17 protein-coding genes are annotated in these 17,259 nt (G+C 44.2%); 3 read left to right on the top strand and 14 right to left on the bottom strand.

The window, feature by feature from the left end:
• Positions 1-98: 98 nt before the first annotated feature.
• The 5 genes from pyrE to HMPREF9186_RS00805 form a co-directional block, all read right to left on the bottom strand.
• The gene (pyrE, locus tag HMPREF9186_RS00825; RefSeq protein WP_003007111.1) at positions 99-731 is read right to left on the bottom strand and encodes an orotate phosphoribosyltransferase; all 633 of its coding nucleotides are present in this window, start codon (positions 729-731) and stop codon (positions 99-101) included.
• A gap of 387 nt (positions 732-1,118) precedes the next feature.
• A complete protein-coding gene (gene pyrF, locus HMPREF9186_RS00820) occupies positions 1,119-1,811 on the bottom strand; it encodes an orotidine-5'-phosphate decarboxylase (protein ID WP_003003278.1) in 693 nt (230 codons plus the stop codon).
• Between the two features lie 179 nt (positions 1,812-1,990).
• The gene (locus HMPREF9186_RS00815; RefSeq protein WP_003014776.1) at positions 1,991-2,929 is read right to left on the bottom strand and encodes a dihydroorotate dehydrogenase; all 939 of its coding nucleotides are present in this window, start codon (positions 2,927-2,929) and stop codon (positions 1,991-1,993) included.
• Positions 2,930-2,938: 9 nt separating this feature from the next.
• Positions 2,939-3,745 carry a dihydroorotate dehydrogenase electron transfer subunit gene (locus HMPREF9186_RS00810; RefSeq protein ID WP_009730936.1) on the bottom strand — a complete coding sequence of 269 codons (807 nt, stop codon included), beginning with the start codon at positions 3,743-3,745 and terminating at the stop codon, positions 2,939-2,941.
• 184 nt (positions 3,746-3,929) lie between these two features.
• Positions 3,930-5,366 (bottom strand): DUF6688 domain-containing protein, encoded by a 1,437-nt coding sequence (locus HMPREF9186_RS00805; protein ID WP_009730935.1) that lies wholly within the window; start codon positions 5,364-5,366, stop codon positions 3,930-3,932.
• Between the two features lie 243 nt (positions 5,367-5,609).
• On the opposite strand from HMPREF9186_RS00805, the gene HMPREF9186_RS00800 reads away from it, so the two are divergent.
• The gene (locus HMPREF9186_RS00800; RefSeq protein ID WP_003003594.1) at positions 5,610-6,518 is read left to right on the top strand and encodes a LysR family transcriptional regulator; all 909 of its coding nucleotides are present in this window, start codon (positions 5,610-5,612) and stop codon (positions 6,516-6,518) included.
• Between the two features lie 37 nt (positions 6,519-6,555).
• On the opposite strand, the gene HMPREF9186_RS00795 is transcribed toward HMPREF9186_RS00800, so the two are convergent.
• From HMPREF9186_RS00795 to rpiA, 8 genes are all read right to left on the bottom strand, one after another.
• The gene (locus HMPREF9186_RS00795; RefSeq protein WP_009730934.1) at positions 6,556-7,287 is read right to left on the bottom strand and encodes an NAD-dependent protein deacylase; all 732 of its coding nucleotides are present in this window, start codon (positions 7,285-7,287) and stop codon (positions 6,556-6,558) included.
• Entirely contained in the window at positions 7,288-8,055 is a 768-nt protein-coding gene (locus HMPREF9186_RS00790; RefSeq protein ID WP_009730933.1) for a hypothetical protein, read from the bottom strand.
• Positions 8,055-8,765: a purine-nucleoside phosphorylase gene (gene deoD / locus HMPREF9186_RS00785; protein ID WP_037613998.1), complete on the bottom strand. Its 711-nt coding sequence runs from the start codon at positions 8,763-8,765 to the stop codon at positions 8,055-8,057. Before deoD ends, HMPREF9186_RS00790 begins: the two co-directional genes overlap by 1 nt.
• 353 nt (positions 8,766-9,118) lie before the next feature.
• Positions 9,119-10,384: a chloride channel protein gene (locus HMPREF9186_RS00780; RefSeq protein ID WP_009730931.1), complete on the bottom strand. Its 1,266-nt coding sequence runs from the start codon at positions 10,382-10,384 to the stop codon at positions 9,119-9,121.
• Positions 10,385-10,389: 5 nt separating this feature from the next.
• Positions 10,390-11,199, bottom strand: a complete 810-nt coding sequence (locus HMPREF9186_RS00775; protein WP_009730930.1) for a purine-nucleoside phosphorylase — start codon at positions 11,197-11,199, stop codon at positions 10,390-10,392.
• A gap of 13 nt (positions 11,200-11,212) precedes the next feature.
• On the bottom strand, positions 11,213-11,755 hold the full coding sequence (locus tag HMPREF9186_RS00770; protein ID WP_009730929.1) for a DUF1697 domain-containing protein: 543 nt from the start codon (positions 11,753-11,755) through the stop codon (positions 11,213-11,215).
• A 1-nt stretch (position 11,756) separates the two neighbouring features.
• Positions 11,757-12,968 (bottom strand): phosphopentomutase, encoded by a 1,212-nt coding sequence (locus tag HMPREF9186_RS00765; RefSeq protein WP_009730928.1) that lies wholly within the window; start codon positions 12,966-12,968, stop codon positions 11,757-11,759.
• 248 nt (positions 12,969-13,216) lie between these two features.
• Positions 13,217-13,888, bottom strand: coding sequence for a ribose-5-phosphate isomerase RpiA (gene rpiA / locus HMPREF9186_RS00760; RefSeq protein ID WP_009730927.1), 672 nt, complete (start codon positions 13,886-13,888; stop codon positions 13,217-13,219).
• 206 nt (positions 13,889-14,094) lie between these two features.
• On the opposite strand from rpiA, the gene HMPREF9186_RS00755 reads away from it, so the two are divergent.
• Together HMPREF9186_RS00755 and mnmE are read left to right on the top strand one after the other, a co-directional pair.
• Entirely contained in the window at positions 14,095-14,406 is a 312-nt protein-coding gene (locus HMPREF9186_RS00755) for a hypothetical protein (RefSeq protein ID WP_009730926.1), read from the top strand.
• A gap of 534 nt (positions 14,407-14,940) precedes the next feature.
• Positions 14,941-16,314 (top strand): tRNA uridine-5-carboxymethylaminomethyl(34) synthesis GTPase MnmE, encoded by a 1,374-nt coding sequence (mnmE, locus tag HMPREF9186_RS00745; RefSeq protein WP_009730924.1) that lies wholly within the window; start codon positions 14,941-14,943, stop codon positions 16,312-16,314.
• Positions 16,315-16,352: 38 nt separating this feature from the next.
• Here the strand turns inward: mnmE and HMPREF9186_RS00740 are convergent, their stop codons facing one another.
• Positions 16,353-17,165, bottom strand: a complete 813-nt coding sequence (locus HMPREF9186_RS00740) for a PrsW family glutamic-type intramembrane protease (protein ID WP_009730923.1) — start codon at positions 17,163-17,165, stop codon at positions 16,353-16,355.
• Positions 17,166-17,259 lie beyond the last annotated feature (94 nt).

The following is a 17,259-nucleotide window of genomic DNA, read 5'->3' as shown; positions in this document are numbered from 1 at the left end:
ATTACTACTATCATACCGGATTTTACTTTGGGTTTCAAGTTAACCACCAACTAGTGAAAAGAGTATAAAAAAGAAGCGTTAGAAACGCTTCAGTTATATTATTTGTCTTGCCAAGTTTCTTGGTTTTCCTTAAAACGACGTAACAGATCCAAGCCTTCAGAGGTGATATAACCTTGTTCTTCAGCCAAATGAATCAATTCTGTGTAGTTTGACAAGGTTTCGAGTTGAACACCAGCTTCCGCAAATTTCTTATCAGCTTTTTCTAATTGGTAAGTAAAGATCGCTACTACACCAAGGACGTCTGCTCCTTCACGTTTCGCAGCTGCGACAGCATCCAAGACAGATCCACCAGTAGAAATCAAATCTTCAACCACCACCATCTTTTGACCTTGCGGTACACGGCCTTCGATTTGGTTTCCAGCACCATGATCTTTTGGTTTGCTACGGATGTAGGCAAAAGGAAGGTTCATCTTGTCCGCAATAATCGCTCCATGAGGAATCCCCGCAGTTGCTGTCCCTGCAATCACTTCTACTTCAGGGAAAGCTTCCTTGATTTTATCCACGAATCCATTCTCAATCAAGGTACGAGTTTCTGGATAAGCAAGGGTCACGCGGTTATCCGTATAAATAGGGGACTTGATCCCAGAAGCCCAAGTAAAAGGTTCTTCTGGTTTCAAATAAACGGCTTCAATTTTTAGAAGATGACTGGCAATATCTTTAGCTAATGACATGACGACTCCTTTTTACGATTTTAATCATATACGAATTAAATCATTTTTTGATTTAAACAACAACATTACAGGTTAGTGAACGCTTTAGGGAAGGTCCCATAGGACTTCTCGTAGAGCGACAAAAGTTCCACTTTTAGTAGCGATTAGGGATTCCTACGATTATCTAAGAGAAACGATTTTTTCTCTAAGATAATCTAGTGAATAGTTTAGGAAAGGTCCCATAGGACTTCTCGTAGAGCGACAAAAATTCCACTTTTAGTAGCGATTGGTATTCCGACGATTTAGAGGATAAAACGATTATTTTTATCCTCTAAATCTAGTGAATGCGTTAGGGAAGGTCCTATAGGACTTCCCGTAGAGCTACAAAAGTTCCACTTTTAGTAGCTCTTACGCATTCCACTGTCTCTTAATTTCATGGTAAGCATCCCATGGGTTTTCTGCTTGGATAATTGGGCGTCCAACGACAATATAGTCAGATCCAATTTTATGAGCCTCTTGTGGGGTCATGACCCGTTTTTGGTCGCCGATTTCAGCTCCAGCAGGACGAATCCCTGGTGTGACACAGACAAAGTCTGATGAAGTGGCATCCTTGATCAAAGCTACTTCATGGGCTGAGCAGACAACCCCGTCCAAGCCTGCTTCTTGGGCCTTGCGAGCATAATTAACTACAGATTCTTGGACTGTTGTTTGGATGTTTTGGCAATCACGCATGTCTTCTTCACTGGTAGAAGTCAACTGGGTCACGGCTACCAATTTAGCTCCTTCACCAAGAGCTGCCTTGGCTTCGCGCATCATCTCTACACCACCGGCTGCGTGAACTGTCACCATATCTACTCCGAAGGTCCCCAGTACGGACATGGCTGATTTGACTGTATTTGGGATATCATGCAATTTTAAATCAAGGAAAATGCTGTGTCCAAGCCCTTTGAGGTAATGTACAATTTCAGGACCAACTGCATAGAAAAATTCCATTCCGATTTTTACAAATAATTTTTCGTCTTCTGGAAAATGCTCTAAAAAGTGTTTGACATCCTCGAAAGCTGGGAAGTCAAGGGCGATAATAGGACGTTCTTCACGCATGGATTACTCCTTTTTTTATTGATCTTTTTGTCTACAAAAAAACCTTGCCCGAGGCAAGGTTACACGAAAATTAGGTAGGAACAACTACCATGATTCACCGTCTAGACCTTAGGAGCCTCTCTGGACTACTTTAAAGGTTTTTATTTATTGTAGTACGATATTTGGGAAAAGTCAAGGATTTACAGTAGATTTTCCCGTACATGTTTTCGGAAGTTCTCAAGTGTGTCAATACCATAGCGATCCATGACCTGTGGCAGATCTTCGATGATGGTTGGACATGCATAAGGATCGGTGAAATTAGCGGTTCCAACTCCAATCGCAGAAGCCCCTGCAATCATCATTTCAATGGCTGCTTCAGCTGAATCGACACCTCCCATTCCGATAATCGGAAGTTTCGTAGATTGGGCCACCTGGCGGATGAGTTTCAAAGCGACTGGGAAAACGGCTGGCCCCGACATGCCTCCGGTTCCATTGGCAATGATGGGCTTACCAGTCCTGAGGTCAAAGCGCATGCCGACCAAGGTATTGATCATGGTCAAACCAGTCGCCCCTGCATCCTCTGCTGCTTTTGCGACCTGCGTGATGTCTGCTACACTAGGCGTTAACTTGACATAAACAGGGACGGAGGACGCTTCTACCGCTGCTTTCACAGCCGCATAGGCCAACTCAGGAACCTGCCCGATTAAGAGGCCGTTGTTCCCATGGTCTACGTTTGGACAAGAGATATTGAGCTCAATGGCCTTGACATTTGGTGCTTGCGAGATCTTCCTAGATACCGTTGCATACTCTTCATTGGAGAAGCCAGCCACATTGGCAATAATCGGTAGGTCTGGATAATGTTGGGCCAACCAAGGAAGTTTTTCCGCCAGGACCACGTCTACCCCTGGATTTTGGAGCCCAATGGCATTGAGCATGCCGGCAGGCGTCTCAGCGACACGTGGCGTTGGATTACCAAAACGAGCCTCAGCAGTTGTTGCCTTGATCATGATGGATCCAAGCAGGTCTAAGTCATAGTATTTGGCATATTCCTGACCGAAACCAAAACAACCAGATGCCGGGATGATGGGGTTTTTCAAGTCTAAACCGGGTAAGGATACGGCTAGTCGATTTGCTGTCATAAGGTCCTCCTACATCATAATCGTACCGGTTTCAAAGACCGGTCCGTCTTCACACACGCGCTTATTAGCTGCTTGGCTTTCATTTTCCAGATGCACTACACAGGCGTAGCAAGCACCCATCCCACAAGCCATACGCGATTCCATAGAAATGTAGGCGCGGGGATGATCATGGAATTTGGTATTGACATATTTGAGCATGCCAGGTGCCCCACAAGAATAGATAGCGTCAAACTCCTGGTCCATCTGATCAATGACCGTAGAGACATAGCCCTTAGTGCCATAAGTCCCATCGTCTGTCGTTACAGTGACATGAGCCACCTGAGAAAGCTCTTCTTCCAAAATGACAGCTTCTTTGGTCGCAAAGCCGACAACCACTTCAACTTCCACCCCTTGCTCATGGAGTTGTTTGGCCACTTGGACCAAAGGAGGAACACCGATACCGCCACCGATGATTAAGGCTTTCTGACCTTGGCCGAGATTGGTGAGATCAAAGCCATTTCCTTGAGGGCCCATGACACTGAGGAAGCTACCGACAGGCAAGTGAGAAAAGATGGCTGTCCCTCCCCCTTCTACCCGATAGATGAGGCGACAGGTCTGGCTGTCTGGATCAATCTCTGAGATGGAAATAGGACGACGGAGGAGCTTGGAGTCATCCGGTACACGAATATGGAGAAACTGCCCCGGTAGCATCTGCGCGACCATTTCCCCCTTTAAGATCATAGAATAGATGCGGGGAGCGATTTCCTCTTGAGCAACCAGCTCCATCTCTTCCATCATGATTTTGCCAAAGCGTTTTTTACAACTGTCACTGACCATTGATTTCCTCTTCTTTCTTCCAGCAAAAAAGACCTCGCAAAAGCAAGGCCCTACAAATGATCAGCTAGACACAGTCTGCTGATCTTTTTTCTGTCTTTCCTTGCAGGCCTCTCTGGACCTCTTAAAGGTTAAATTTGTCTCATTATATCGCGCTCCTTCTCGCTTGTCAAGTAAAATCAGTAACTCAGGAAGCTTTACGGGGGTCAAAATCTTCTGGGATCGGTTTAATGTATTGCATGGCGATTCGATTTTCAGGCTTGCGATCGACTAGATAAAGAACCAGTAAAAAGAGCCATTCCAACGGTTTCATCAGGTAGTAGATCAGGTCCATGGCCCATTTCTCCTTGATATGTTTGGCAAAGGGATAGCCATAGCGGTCATAATTACGACGCAAGAAGCGATGGAATCGTGGCGTCTTTTCTTCTAGCACCTGCTCAAAGGCATTGGCAATACAAAGCTGGCGATTGACAACAACTGGATGTCCGTGGCGGACGCCCATCCGCTGGGGCTTGACCACCTTTTCATGGCCACCAGCTGCAACCGTACAGAGATAATGCTCATCAATGATGAGATTCTGAGGAGGGATCTTTTGCGAGAAGGCCCAGTCTGCTGTATTGGTCCAGGCCTTGATCATGGAATCTGGTTGTTGCCCAAAGAGCATGAGAATGAGGACGACGAGAGCAAGGGTTGGTAAAGCGACAAGGACTGCTAGCCATGGCCAGTTACGTGATTTATTTAAGAGCTTATGGAAGAATTGAAGCAGACGATTCTCATAGCTTATCTCTGTTCGATCTTGCTGCCACTCCTTGATACGAACCCACAAGAGATGGAAGGAATAGATCAATAAGAAAAAGGTGTGAAAACTTGCTACCTGCAGTTGATTATCAAAAACTAAGAGAAGAACCACTCCTCCTAGAATGCCACTGATGCAGAAGATATTTGCTAACGGCGAGAGTGAATTCGCATCTCTGTAGGAATAAATTATCAAGGCTAGTAAAGTAAGAGCTGCCAGTGTGAAGAAGGTCGGATAGGCGCCAGACCAGATCAGGGCATGTTTCTGAGAATTGATCAAGGGCTCATTCCATTCGTAAAAAGTCATCTCCTTTACGATGTAAATGAAAATCGCTTCAAGAAAGCAACCAAAGAGACCAAACCAAAGAACAATGGTAGGCTGTTGCTTTTTCTTTTTGGTAGGCTTAGGACTAGGTGATTCTTTCCTTTCTTTCATAAGGAATGCGTCATCTTCACTTGTCTCTTCTCCTTCCTTTGGCCCTCTCTCTTCAAACAAATCCGGATCTTTGGGAGCTTCTTCCTCTGCTTCTTTGAACTGGATGCTGGACCACCGCCCAATCCCATAGATAATGACAAAAATATTGGGAACAAAGAGGGCTACGGTTAGACCGTAGGGCAAGAGCTTCATCGTAAATGAAATGATCTCCCAAACACTAAATTGGATGAATGGATCCGATAGAGCATAGATCGACTGACTAATGACCAAATAGATGTAAAAGACCAATAGAATCAGTGCATTGGTCACAAAATTGATCTGCAACAGACCTGCTGTGAAATGGGTTTCCAATTCCTTATCCTTTTTCTTATACCAGGAAACTAGTTTTTTCATAAGATCTCCTCAATCAATTTTTTACCATTCTATCAATCAGATATTATCTTAAGCAAGGCAAAACTGTATTTTCCCATCAAAATCAGTCCCCAGATGGAGATTTTGTTCCCAATTTTCTATTTTTTAACTATTTGATCTAGCCTACTTCCTATTACCTCCCTCAGCCTGCATTATACTCTGATACAGTGCTTGAAAGACCACATTTTACGGGAAAAACGCGCTTTTTTATGTTAAAATAAAAGCATGAGAATACAACAATTACAATACATTATCAAAATCGTCGAAACCGGCTCTATGAATGAGGCCGCTAAACAACTCTTCATCACGCAACCTAGCCTTTCCAATGCCGTCAAGGACTTGGAAAATGAGATGGGGATTGAAATCTTTATTCGGAATCCTAAAGGGATCACTTTGACCCGCGATGGGATGGAGTTCCTCTCTTATGCCCGCCAGGTGGTGGAGCAGATTGACCTCTTGTCCGAGCGTTATAAAAATCCTGTGGGTTCTCGTGAGCTTTTCAGCGTCTCTTCACAGCACTACGCCTTCGTGGTTGAGGCCTTCGTTTCACTATTGAAGAAAAGCGACATGGAAAAATACGAGCTCTTCCTACGGGAGACGCGGACTTGGGAGATCATCGATGACGTCAAGAATTTCCGAAGCGAAGTTGGAGTTCTCTTTTTGAATAGCTACAACCGGGATGTCCTCTCTAAGATGCTGGATGATAATCACCTGATTGCCACCCACCTCTTTACAGCGCAACCTCATATCTTTGTCAGCAAGACCAATCCTCTTGCCAAGAAAGAGATCGTCCACTTGTCTGATCTGGAAGATTTCCCATACCTTAGCTATGACCAAGGGACCCACAATTCCTTCTACTTCTCAGAAGAGATCCTCTCTCAAGAGCATCATAAGAAATCCATCGTCGTCAGTGACCGGGCGACCCTCTTTAATCTCTTGATTGGTCTGGATGGCTACACCATTGCGACCGGGATCCTCAACAGCAATCTCAACGGAAATAACATCGTCTCCATCCCCCTTGATATCGAAGACCCGATCGAGCTGGTCTACATTAAACATGAAAAAACAGCCCTCTCAAAAATGGGAGAGAAATTCATCGAATACTTGCTTGAGGAAGTGAAGTTTGATAAATAAAAAATATCTGAGTGATCCATGTTCACTCAGATATTTTTTATTGTCTTAATTGTGAAAATACTTGGCCAATTTTCCCTTCAATAACCAGGTCTGCTTGCTTGTCTTGCGGGATACTGGTTTTATTGATGACAACCAGCTTCTTCCCTTGGAAATACTGGATCAAGCTGGCTGCTGGGTAGACCACGAGAGAGGTACCGCCGATAATCAGCAAATCAGCCTCTTGGATGGCTTGGGCAGCTTGACTAAAGACGTCCATATCAAGGGGTTCTTCGTAGAGGGTCACATCCGGCTTGACCACCTTGCCACAGTCCAGACAGTGTGGAACCGGTCCTTCCAAAACTAGAAAGGCTTCCAAATCATAAAATCGCTGGCAACCCGTACAGTAATTGCGGTCGGCACTGCCATGGAGCTTCAAGACTTTTTTAGAGCCTGCCATCTCATGGAGACTATCGATATTTTGTGTCACCACTGCCATGAGCTTACCGGTCTCTTCCAGCCAAGCCAGATAGCGATGGGCTGCATTGGGCTTGGCATCTGGATAGAGCAAGTATTTCTTATAGAAGTCGAAAAATTCCTCTGGATAACGCGCAAACATGGTATGGGAGACCAATTGCTCGGCTGTCAAATGCCGTCCTACCTGAACGCTATAGACACCGTCTGAGCTTCGAAAATCAGGAATATTTGACTCCGTGGAAACTCCTGCCCCACCGAAAAAAACGATCCGTTGACTCTGATCAATCATCTCCTGTAGTTGAGCAAACTTATCCATCTACTTCTCCTTTAGTAGCTCTTCCATCACAGCATTGGCCTGATCAAAATAAAAGTTAACTTGATCATAATGAATGCCAGTGTAGCTTGCAAGGTCAATCAAATTCTTCATAAAATCTTGAGAAGAGAAACCAGTCGTCCGATGAAGCTCTTCCTCATCAAAGGGCTTGATCAAGTGGGCCAGGGGATTGCGAACTGATTTTTCTAACTCCCGCAATTGTTGGGCCGCAACTTTGACGCTATCTGGCAAGTCCAACTGCACAATCAACTCCGTCAAACTGGAGGAATTGACCACACTTTCGCTGTGGAATTGCTGCAGGATAGGATTGTCGGACGCATGCAGGCTCTCAAACTTCCAACGGTCATAACTGGATTCTTTGGAGTTATGAATATAGTTGGTAATATCAGGAATTTTCAACTGAATCAATCGCATAAAGATCCTATAGATGGCTGGACTAACGGCACGAACAAAGTCAATAATCTGCTCATTTCGCAACTTCGCTTCGAGATCATAGAGGTAATTGGCCAACTGCTCATCTTCTGGTTCTTCATGCCAAAAAAGCTGAAAACCAGTCGCTTCTAGCAACTCGGTTCTCAACTTTTGATTCATGACGGGTTGGATATTGAGCTCTCGACGCTCCGCCATCAACTGCAGTAAGTTCACCAACAAATCCGGTACTTCTTCCTCCTGCTTGATAGAGCGCAGAGCCCGGCTATAGTGATAATTTTGGAGATCGTAAAGCCACTCATCATGAAGGTATTCTGTCATTAGTCTGCAATCAAGGTCTCAAGACCAACTTTCATCATGTCTGTAAAAGTATTTTGGCGTTCTTCAGCGGTTGTATCCTCATCTGGATTAACCAAACTGTCTGAAATCGTCATGATAGCCAGCGCATCGACATGGTGTTGGGCAGCAAGATAGTAAAGAGCCGCCGCTTCCATTTCTACAGCTTTCACACCCCATTTACCAAGCTCGATGTTCTTTTCAAAGTAGTTTGAATAGAAGACATCAGAAGACAAGACATTACCAACGTGAGTGGTCATGCCGAGGTCTTTGGCAATGTGGTAGGCTTTATCTAGCAAATCAAAGCTAGCGATTTGTGGGAAATCGTATTGAGGCCAGTCGTTACGGATGATGTTTGAGTTGGTTGCGGCAGCTTGCGCCAAGACCAATTCACGGACGTGGACATCGCCATTCAAAGAACCAGCTGTACCCACACGGATCAATTTCTTCACACCGTAGTCCACGATCAACTCACGCGCATAGATGGAGATGGATGGCATCCCCATCCCAGTGCCCATGACAGATACACGATGACCCTTGTAAGTACCTGTGTAACCAAACATGTTACGGACTTCGTTAAAACATACAGCATCCTCAAGGAAATTCTCAGCGATAAATTTCGCACGAAGAGGATCTCCAGGAAGGAGAATTTTATCAGCAATTTCACCTTGCTTAGCAGCAATATGGATAGACATAATTAAGATATAAAGGGCGACAGAGAACAAAGTAAAAATAGGAAACTGACGACGCATCGCAGATGCTAGACAGTTTATCTTTTTTACACAGTTCTCCGCCCGTATTCAGTTCAGCGAATACGGTTAACCCATCCTTTCTTTTTTTATTTGTTTAGAATACCTGTTCGCTCGTATCAGAAAAAACACAAACTCCAGTTTTCTTTATTCATAATATAGGCCAGCCATCAAAAGTGGAAGGTATTCCCCCCAAAAAAATGATCCTGTTTCCTTTATTGTTTACTTAAATTATACCATAAGAAGATAGGATTCATCTAGCTTGTAGGGTAAATCCCCTCCATAAAAGCTCCTGAATCTTATCTACCTGGAGACTCCTTTAATTTTCGACCAAATAGACAATCCATTCTTTGGGTCAAACCAACAGTTAAAAAGGCTGTTAGTAAAAGGTAAGGCAAAGCATCTAATCCTTGACCTGTAAATCCAATCACCAGACCTGTTGCAGAAAAGGGAGCCTTTAAGGTCACGGTCAAAAAGCAGACAGCGCCAATAAGTAAGATGGTAGATGGACTTTCAAGTCCAAAAGCTAGAGTGAAAAGTGCCGCTCCTGCCATTCCCAAGGCAAAGGAAGGCGTCAAAGTCCCGCCATAAGCTCCCGCCCAGAGAGTAAGCAAAACGACAAGTGCCTTTAGTACAAACAAGAGGAATGCCGTCTTCCATGAAATTCCATTAATGACCTCCTGAGCTACCATTCGTCCATTTCCAAGAAGGTGGGGGAGTTTCTGAGCTAGGCCAGCTAAGAAAAGAAATGCAAGTGGAAGAGTCAGGAGAATACGCTTGTCTTTAATCCGATGAGCAGTAGCTTGCTTAGTCAATCGCGCAAATCCATAGGCTAGGGGCGTTAAGACCAAGACTAAGATTGGCATCAACCACAACACCTGTAGTGACCAAGTCGTAACCGGCAGCTTGTAGAGTGCATGATCTGAAATCACCCAACCTGCCATATAAGCAGCCACATAAGTGGAAATCCCTGCCAAGAAAAAGCGTTTAAGTGAAAATGCAATGCCTAAGGTTTCAAAAATAAAAAACACACTCGTTAATGGGACTTGGTAAACCGCAGCCAATCCTGCTCCCGCCCCACAAGCGATCAAAAAAATACGATCTGCCAGCGGCAGGCCAAAAACTTTCGCAAGACGACCTGCCAACAAGGCCCCGATCTCTCGGGGCGCTCCTTCCTTGCCGATCGGTGCTCCTCCTCCAACAGCCACAATTTGCCAGCTAGAATGGAGCAATTGTCTCCAAAAATGAAGGGCGAGACGGGAATCTTCCTCCTTCATCTGCCCCTTTATGGAGAGAAGCTTCCCCTTTCGTTGCAAAAAATACCAGACTAAGGCTGAAGTAAGACCTACAATTAGTATACTGATTCCTATCCGATAAGGGGAAACTCCATCCGTCAAAAAACTAGACTCATGCTCGGAGTGACCAAATACCAGCCCTTCAACAAATTCCAGAAGATCATGAAGAATAATACCTGCAAAACCCGAAACAAGCCCTAGCAGACAAGCTGCTAGGACCATTCTCAGTTTATAGGGAATTGCTTGGATGGTTCTCACAATTCTTTCCATCTTTTTTACAATTCAGCAATAATCGCTTTCAGCAATCCTTTGAAGTCTCCTTTGATGCGCTCAGTCACTTCCACTACTTCTTCGTGGTTGAGCTCTTCTTGGAAACCAGCCGCAAAGTTGGTAATACATGAAATACCAAGAACTTTCAAACCAGAGTGAGCCGCAATGATGACTTCAGGAACAGTTGACATACCGACAGCATCTGCACCAAGAGTCTTATACGCACGGATTTCAGCTGGTGTTTCATAAGTTGGACCTGTCACACCGATATAAACCCCATCATCCAGTTTAATGCCCAATTTGTCTGCTACTTCATGAGCAGTCTCACGGTATTCTGGAGTGTAAGCTTTCGACATATCAGGGAAACGTGGACCAAAGTCATCCAAGTTTTCACCGATCAATGGGTTTTGACCAGTCATATTGATGTGGTCAGTAATAGCCATCAAGGTACCTGGTCCATATCCGATACCTCCAGCAGCGTTGGTTACAAGCACTCCCTCACATCCCAAAACTTTCATGACACGAACTGGGAAAGTCACCACTTCCAATGGGTTTCCTTCGTAGAAGTGGAAACGACCTTGAAGAGCTAAGACTTTACGTCCAGCAAGATCACCATAAACCAATTTACCAGCATGGCCGACAACTGTCGAACGACCCCAGTTTGGAATGTCAGAGTAGTCTACTACGACTGCATTTTCGATTTCTTCAGCCAATTCTCCAAGACCTGAACCAAGGATCAAACCGAACTCAGGAGCTTCGATTCCTTTCCCCTTCAAAAATGCTGCTGTTTCATTGATTTTTGCTAATAATGTCATTGTGTTTCTCCTTTTATTTCTTAAGTAATCTACCAATTTTGTCAAAGGTGTTAGCGTTGCGAATAGTGATCTGACGATAGAAAGGCATCTTCATCAGATGTTTGTGGTAGGCGGTTTTAGCGTAGCTTGCTTCTAAGAATTTCCCCCAGAAAACCGCTGTTTTGCCAAAGTGAAGCACTTCATCTCCTAGCTTCAAAGCAAGCAACTTCTCTTCTACGGATTCCCTATCCACGCCCTCGGTGTAAAAGAGCACATCCTTGCGAGCCATCTCTTCTGTCCACCATTGCGGTAGGTTTGCACATTCTGCTTCATAGTCTTCTCGACTCAGGAGAGAAAAGCACTGAATGAAGGGATAGTGATTCTTAAAGAAGGTCGACAGGCACTCTACTAATTGAGATCGAGAAAGACCTGTCGTAAAGAAGATATTGCCACTGTTGATGTAGGTTTCCACTTGTTCCAATCCCAGCTCCGTCAATTCTTGACGAAGTTGAGCCATGACCACTTTGTTTTTGCCGCCAACATTGATTCCTCTTACGAGGAGAGCAAAGCGCATCATCTTAAACCAATTTATCTAAGAAGCTTTCACCGATCATGGCTTTTTCAACACCAAAGTTCTCTGCAATCGTTGAAGAGATATCAGAGAAATGTCCGACTGGAATCACACCATTGCCCTTGAAGGATGGGCTATAAGCCAAGAATGGGATGTATTCACGAGTATGGTCTGTACCAGCATAGGTTGGGTCATTCCCGTGGTCTGCAGTGATCATCAAGAGGTCATCTTCACGCATAGCTGCAATGATTTCTGGCAAGCGTTCATCAAATTCGTGCAAGCAATCGCGGTAGCCGTGAGCATTGCGACGGTGACCGTAAAGAGCATCAAAGTCTACCAAGTTGGTAAATGAGAACCCTTCTTGGAACTCAGGAAGTCCCATGGTCTTAATCAAGGTATCCATACCATGGCTATTTGATTTGTTGTGACCCATATCGTGGTTGATACCAGCTCCGTTGAAGATATCGTTGATCTTACCAACTGCATAGGTATCAATACCTGCTTCGTTCAACTTGTCCAAAACAGTTGGCGCAAATGGTGAAACAGCCAAGTCACGACGGTTGGCTGTCCGTGTAAAGTTGCCTGGTTCCCCAACATAAGGACGGGCAATGATACGGCCTAGAAGAGCTGGACGTTCCAAAGTGATGGAACGAGCGTATTCACAGATACGGTAGAGTTCATCCAAAGGAATGATGTCTTCGTGAGCCGCAATTTGAAGCACAGGGTCTGCTGATGTATAAATGATCAACTCACCAGTTTCCATTTGACGTGGTCCAAAGTCATCGATCACCGCTGTACCAGAATAAGGCTTGTTGGCTTCACGAATGACCTTACGTCCTGAGAATTCTTCAATCTTTGTAATAATTTCTTCAGGGAAACCATTCCAGAAAGTATCAAACGGTTCTGTAATGTTGAGCCCCATGATTTCCCAGTGACCAGTCATGGTGTCTTTCCCAAGAGAGACTTCTTGCAATTTTGTCGCATAACCAGTTGGGTTGCTTTCAGCTGGCACCGTCTTCAATGGTACTTCACGAGGAATATTTCCAAGACCAATTTTTGCCATGTTTGGTACATTCAAACCGACGGTTTTAGAGATGTGGCCCAATGTATCAGATGCGCCATCTGGAACTCCTGCATTGACAAAGTTATTGGCATCTGGTGCAGCACCGATCCCAACTGAATCCAGCACAACTAAGTGCATGCGTTTAAATTTTGACATATACTGCCTCTTTCCTTTATTAAACTAGCTATATTATACCATATCCCTATAAGAAGAGAGCCGTTGTTTGATCCGAGGCTGGGACAAAAGTCCTAGCCTCTCAATTATTTTTGGATTGTCGAGCAAGACGCAGTGGTTGAGTGGGCTCTACTACGCTGATTTCATCAGCTTTTACAGCCCTACTCAACTGTGCGGAGGTGGGACGACGAAATCGAATTCTAACGAATTACCGATTTCTGTCCCACTCTCTATTTTTCTATGATGACAGGGCCATCTGGTGTCCCTACAATCACTTTTGAAATCATGTTCAAGAATAAACCATGCTCTACGACGCCGACGGTGTGATCCAGTTCATTGGCTAGAGCTTCTGCATCCTCGATCACCTTGAGATCCAAGTCAAGGATGAAGTTGCCTTGGTCGGTGACAAACCGTTGATCATCCGCGAGACGAAAAACAGGATGGTAGCCTTTTTGCTCAAAGTGACGGAAAAGATTTTCAGCCCCGTATTGCACTACTTCCACTGGAAGTTTGAAAGCCCCAAGGGTTGCGACTTGTTTGGATTCATCCACAATCCAAATGCAGTCTTTAGAATTGGTTGCGACGATCTTTTCCATGAGGAGAGCTCCGCCGCCACCTTTGATCCCGTTTAATTGAGGATCCACTTCATCTGCGCCATCTACTGTCACATCGACCACTTCGACATCGTCGATGGCCTTGAGCGGGATGCCTAAACTTTCAGCCTGATCATAGGTCACACTCGAGGTCGTAACTGCTGTGATCTTCAAGCCTTCTTCTTTGATGCGACGACCCAATTCAGCCACAAAATAATAAGCAGTTGACCCTGTACCGAGACCGACAATCATGCCGTCTGTGACAAACTCAGCCGCTTTAATTCCTACCTGTTCTTTTAGGTTTACCATCATAGACCTCCTTTTATATTCTCTTACAGTATAGCATATTCTGTAAGAGATTTCACTAATTAATTGAAAACCTTTCCAACTTTTAGTTCTAAAAGCAAAACCTTGCCCGTCTGCGGACTTTACGATAGAAAATATTATGTTGTTATATTTTTTAAAATCTGTTATACTTAATTAAATTAATAACTATTAATAAACAGGTGAGAACTATGAAGAAAATGATTTACATTCTTACAATATTTTCTGCACTATTATTTTTATTTGCTTGTACAAATAATACATCCGAGCCAAAATCATTTGAGGATTATATCTCAACTACAGATTTCACTGACTTTAAATATGATTCAGAAAATGACATTTATATTGTTAGCATTGATTTAAATAGCGCTATCAGTGATGAAAATGCAATTCAAAATTTTAATGATTCAATTTACGATGTTATCCATGCTGATTCAAAACCGGATAAAGATGTTGTTTTTAGAGCTTGGGATGGTTATAACTGCCTCATTGGTTTATTTTAAAAAGGATAAATTTAATTCATTAGCAGATGAAGTTTTCAATTCTACCAGTACATATTTAAAAGCTGATGGATGGCAAACAATATCAAAATTCGGGCAATACCAGGAATCAAATGATTATTCTGATGATTCAACAACTGAAAATTTATTATTTAATCTTGCTATGATTAGTAAATAAAATAAGCAATTCATAATGTTTAGCAGGAATTTCTTTCCAAATAGCAACAAATTCTTCTAATAAAATTTTTCAAGTGATTTATAAAACTTTCCGCCGTGAGTTAAGTGCCTAGATCAATTAAATTCTAGGCACACGGAATTATTGAGACTTTAGGCTCAATAATTAGTCATGGAACTTCAAAGAAGTTCGCTGACGTCCGCACTCACATAAGGAAAGTTTTTTAAATGACTTTTCTTCAATCATCTTATTTTAATATTTTCTTATATATAAAAGTTTACTTTTCAAAAAGTTTTAAAACCTTGCCCGTCTGCTGACTTTACGATAGAATAGAGATGAATCTACAGGAAAAGAGAATTGACATGATTACTAAAGAATTTGATACCATCGCTGCCATCTCGACTCCTCTCGGTGAGGGGGCGATCGGGATCGTCCGCTTAAGCGGGACAGACAGCTTTGCCATTGCGCAAAAGATCTTCAAAGGAAAAGATTTAAGCAAAGTGGCTAGCCATACCCTCAATTACGGTCACATCGTGGATCCGGATAAGAATGAGATTCTCGATGAAGTTATGGTCGGAGCCATGCGCTCTCCTAAGACTTTCACGCGAGAAGACATCATAGAAATCAACACGCACGGTGGGATTGCAGTGACCAATGAAATCCTGCAATTGGTCATCCGTGAGGGAGCTCGTTTGGCCGAACCTGGTGAATTTACCAAGCGGGCCTTTCTCAACGGTCGGGTCGATTTGACCCAGGCTGAGGCGGTCATGGATATTATCCGCGCCAAGACCGATAAGGCTATGAATATCGCCGTCAAACAGTTGGACGGCTCCCTATCTGATCTGATTAACAACACCCGCCAAGAGCTCCTCAATACTCTGGCTCAAGTCGAAGTCAATATCGACTACCCTGAGTACGATGATGTCGAGGAAGCTACCACCGAGATCATTCGTGAAAAGACCACCGAGTTTGAAGCCCTCTTAACCAATCTCCTCAAGACAGCTCGCCGTGGAAAGATCTTGCGTGAAGGGATCTCTACTGCTATCATCGGTCGACCAAACGTCGGCAAGTCTAGTCTTCTGAACAACCTTCTGCGCGAAGAAAAAGCCATCGTGACCGATATCGAAGGAACCACCCGTGACGTCATAGAAGAATACGTCAACATCAACGGGGTTCCCCTCAAACTGGTCGATACGGCTGGGATCCGGGAAACCGAAGACATCGTTGAGCAAATTGGTGTCGAACGTTCGAAAAAAGCCCTCAAGGAAGCTGATCTGGTTCTTCTGGTCCTCAATGCTAGCGAGCCCCTGACTGATCAAGATCGCCAACTCCTTGAAATCTCTCAAGACAGCAACCGCATCATTCTCCTCAATAAGGTCGATCTCCCAGAAAAGATCGAAATCGACCAACTGCCGGAAGATCATATCAAGATTTCCGTTCTGAAAAACCAAAACATCGATCAAATTGAAGACCGGATCAATACCCTCTTCTTCGAAAATGCTGGGCTGGTTGAGCAAGATGCGACTTATCTTTCTAATGCTCGTCACATCTCCCTCATCGAGAAAGCTGTTGAAAGCCTGCAAGCGGTCAACGAAGGCTTGGCCCTCGGTATGCCGGTAGACTTGCTTCAAGTCGACCTCACCCGCACCTGGGAAATTCTCGGAGAAATTACTGGGGATGCTGCTCCAGATGAGCTCATCACCCAACTCTTCAGTCAGTTCTGTCTTGGTAAATAACAAAAATGCGTATGTGTGCAAACATACGCATTTTTGGTTTATTTTCCTTGTTCTAATCGCTCGACAGTTTGATAAGCTTGGTAGATCAGGAAGAGACCAGTAGCATTCAAGACTGGAATCGCAATTGGCAACTCGGTCACGATTTGTGAGAAGGGTGAATTTCCAACAAAATGGAGTCCAAACCCAGCTACTAAATAGCCCCAGCCTGCTAGAGCTAGATCCTTGCGTCCTCTGCTAGCTTGGACAATCAAGTAGAAACCAAGCATGACAAGGCCTGTGTAGACCCAGTGAGACATGGGCGCATTGGCTACACGACCGAGAATCCCTGACACCGTGTAAGAAAAGCCATCTGGCAGATCCTGACGGATATAGGCAAAGTCCTCCACGATCTGGAAGCCAAGCCCAGACGCAATGGCTAAGAGAAAGATCGACTTAATCCGACGAACACTGAACAAATAGAGAACAAAGAAGATGGGAATCAACTTAAAGGGTTCCTCAAAGAGTGGCGCAGCGATGGCACTCTCGTACTGGTTCCAAAATTCGCTATTTGGAGCGATAGCTTGAATCATGTCATGGAAATAGGTATTGGCAAAGCTAGATAACCAACCAGCAACAAAGCCCCCACCTAGTAGAGAAAAGAGCACCGGTACCCAAGATAACTTCCACTTCTTGGCGAAATGAAAGAGGGCCCAGACAGCAGGAATCGCATAGACCAGGAGGATCAGGGTAGAAAGTCCCACAATCCCGTACTGGCTACCAGACATCCAGCCTTCCGTCAGTGACTGGGTCTCATAGGCCAGCCCAATCGCTAGCAAGAGTAAATAGAGAAACAAAATCGATTTGCGTTTCATAAAAGACCTTTCTATGGTGAAATGAAAAAGGCTGGAAGACCAGTCTTTTCCGTGTAGTATCATTGTAACAGGATCAGCTTAAAAAAACAATAAA

The organism is Streptococcus sp. F0442 (assembly GCF_000314795.2).
Lineage (GTDB): Bacteria > Bacillota > Bacilli > Lactobacillales > Streptococcaceae > Streptococcus.
Note: the sequence above shows the minus strand (reverse complement) of the source record. Positions and strands in the feature narration are given on the sequence as shown.

What these genes read in the sequence shown, in the direction of transcription:
- pyrF (WP_003003278.1), bottom strand. Translation starts at nt 1,811, where the DNA reads ATGCGTGAAGAACGTCCTATTATCGCCCTTGACTTCCCAGCTTTCGAG.
- HMPREF9186_RS00800 (WP_003003594.1), top strand. Translation starts at nt 5,610, where the DNA reads ATGAGAATACAACAATTACAATACATTATCAAAATCGTCGAAACCGGC.
- HMPREF9186_RS00775 (WP_009730930.1), bottom strand. Translation starts at nt 11,199, where the DNA reads ATGACATTATTAGCAAAAATCAATGAAACAGCAGCATTTTTGAAGGGG.
- mnmE (WP_009730924.1), top strand. Translation starts at nt 14,941, where the DNA reads ATGATTACTAAAGAATTTGATACCATCGCTGCCATCTCGACTCCTCTC.
- HMPREF9186_RS00790 (WP_009730933.1), bottom strand. Translation starts at nt 8,055, where the DNA reads ATGACAGAATACCTTCATGATGAGTGGCTTTACGATCTCCAAAATTAT.
- HMPREF9186_RS00795 (WP_009730934.1), bottom strand. Translation starts at nt 7,287, where the DNA reads ATGGATAAGTTTGCTCAACTACAGGAGATGATTGATCAGAGTCAACGG.
- HMPREF9186_RS00755 (WP_009730926.1), top strand. Translation starts at nt 14,095, where the DNA reads ATGAAGAAAATGATTTACATTCTTACAATATTTTCTGCACTATTATTT.
- HMPREF9186_RS00740 (WP_009730923.1), bottom strand. Translation starts at nt 17,165, where the DNA reads ATGAAACGCAAATCGATTTTGTTTCTCTATTTACTCTTGCTAGCGATT.
- pyrE (WP_003007111.1), bottom strand. Translation starts at nt 731, where the DNA reads ATGTCATTAGCTAAAGATATTGCCAGTCATCTTCTAAAAATTGAAGCC.
- rpiA (WP_009730927.1), bottom strand. Translation starts at nt 13,888, where the DNA reads ATGGTAAACCTAAAAGAACAGGTAGGAATTAAAGCGGCTGAGTTTGTC.
- HMPREF9186_RS00815 (WP_003014776.1), bottom strand. Translation starts at nt 2,929, where the DNA reads ATGACAGCAAATCGACTAGCCGTATCCTTACCCGGTTTAGACTTGAAA.
- HMPREF9186_RS00770 (WP_009730929.1), bottom strand. Translation starts at nt 11,755, where the DNA reads ATGATGCGCTTTGCTCTCCTCGTAAGAGGAATCAATGTTGGCGGCAAA.
- HMPREF9186_RS00765 (WP_009730928.1), bottom strand. Translation starts at nt 12,968, where the DNA reads ATGTCAAAATTTAAACGCATGCACTTAGTTGTGCTGGATTCAGTTGGG.
- HMPREF9186_RS00810 (WP_009730936.1), bottom strand. Translation starts at nt 3,745, where the DNA reads ATGGTCAGTGACAGTTGTAAAAAACGCTTTGGCAAAATCATGATGGAA.
- HMPREF9186_RS00805 (WP_009730935.1), bottom strand. Translation starts at nt 5,366, where the DNA reads ATGAAAAAACTAGTTTCCTGGTATAAGAAAAAGGATAAGGAATTGGAA.
- deoD (WP_037613998.1), bottom strand. Translation starts at nt 8,765, where the DNA reads ATGTCTATCCATATTGCTGCTAAGCAAGGTGAAATTGCTGATAAAATT.
- HMPREF9186_RS00780 (WP_009730931.1), bottom strand. Translation starts at nt 10,384, where the DNA reads ATGGAAAGAATTGTGAGAACCATCCAAGCAATTCCCTATAAACTGAGA.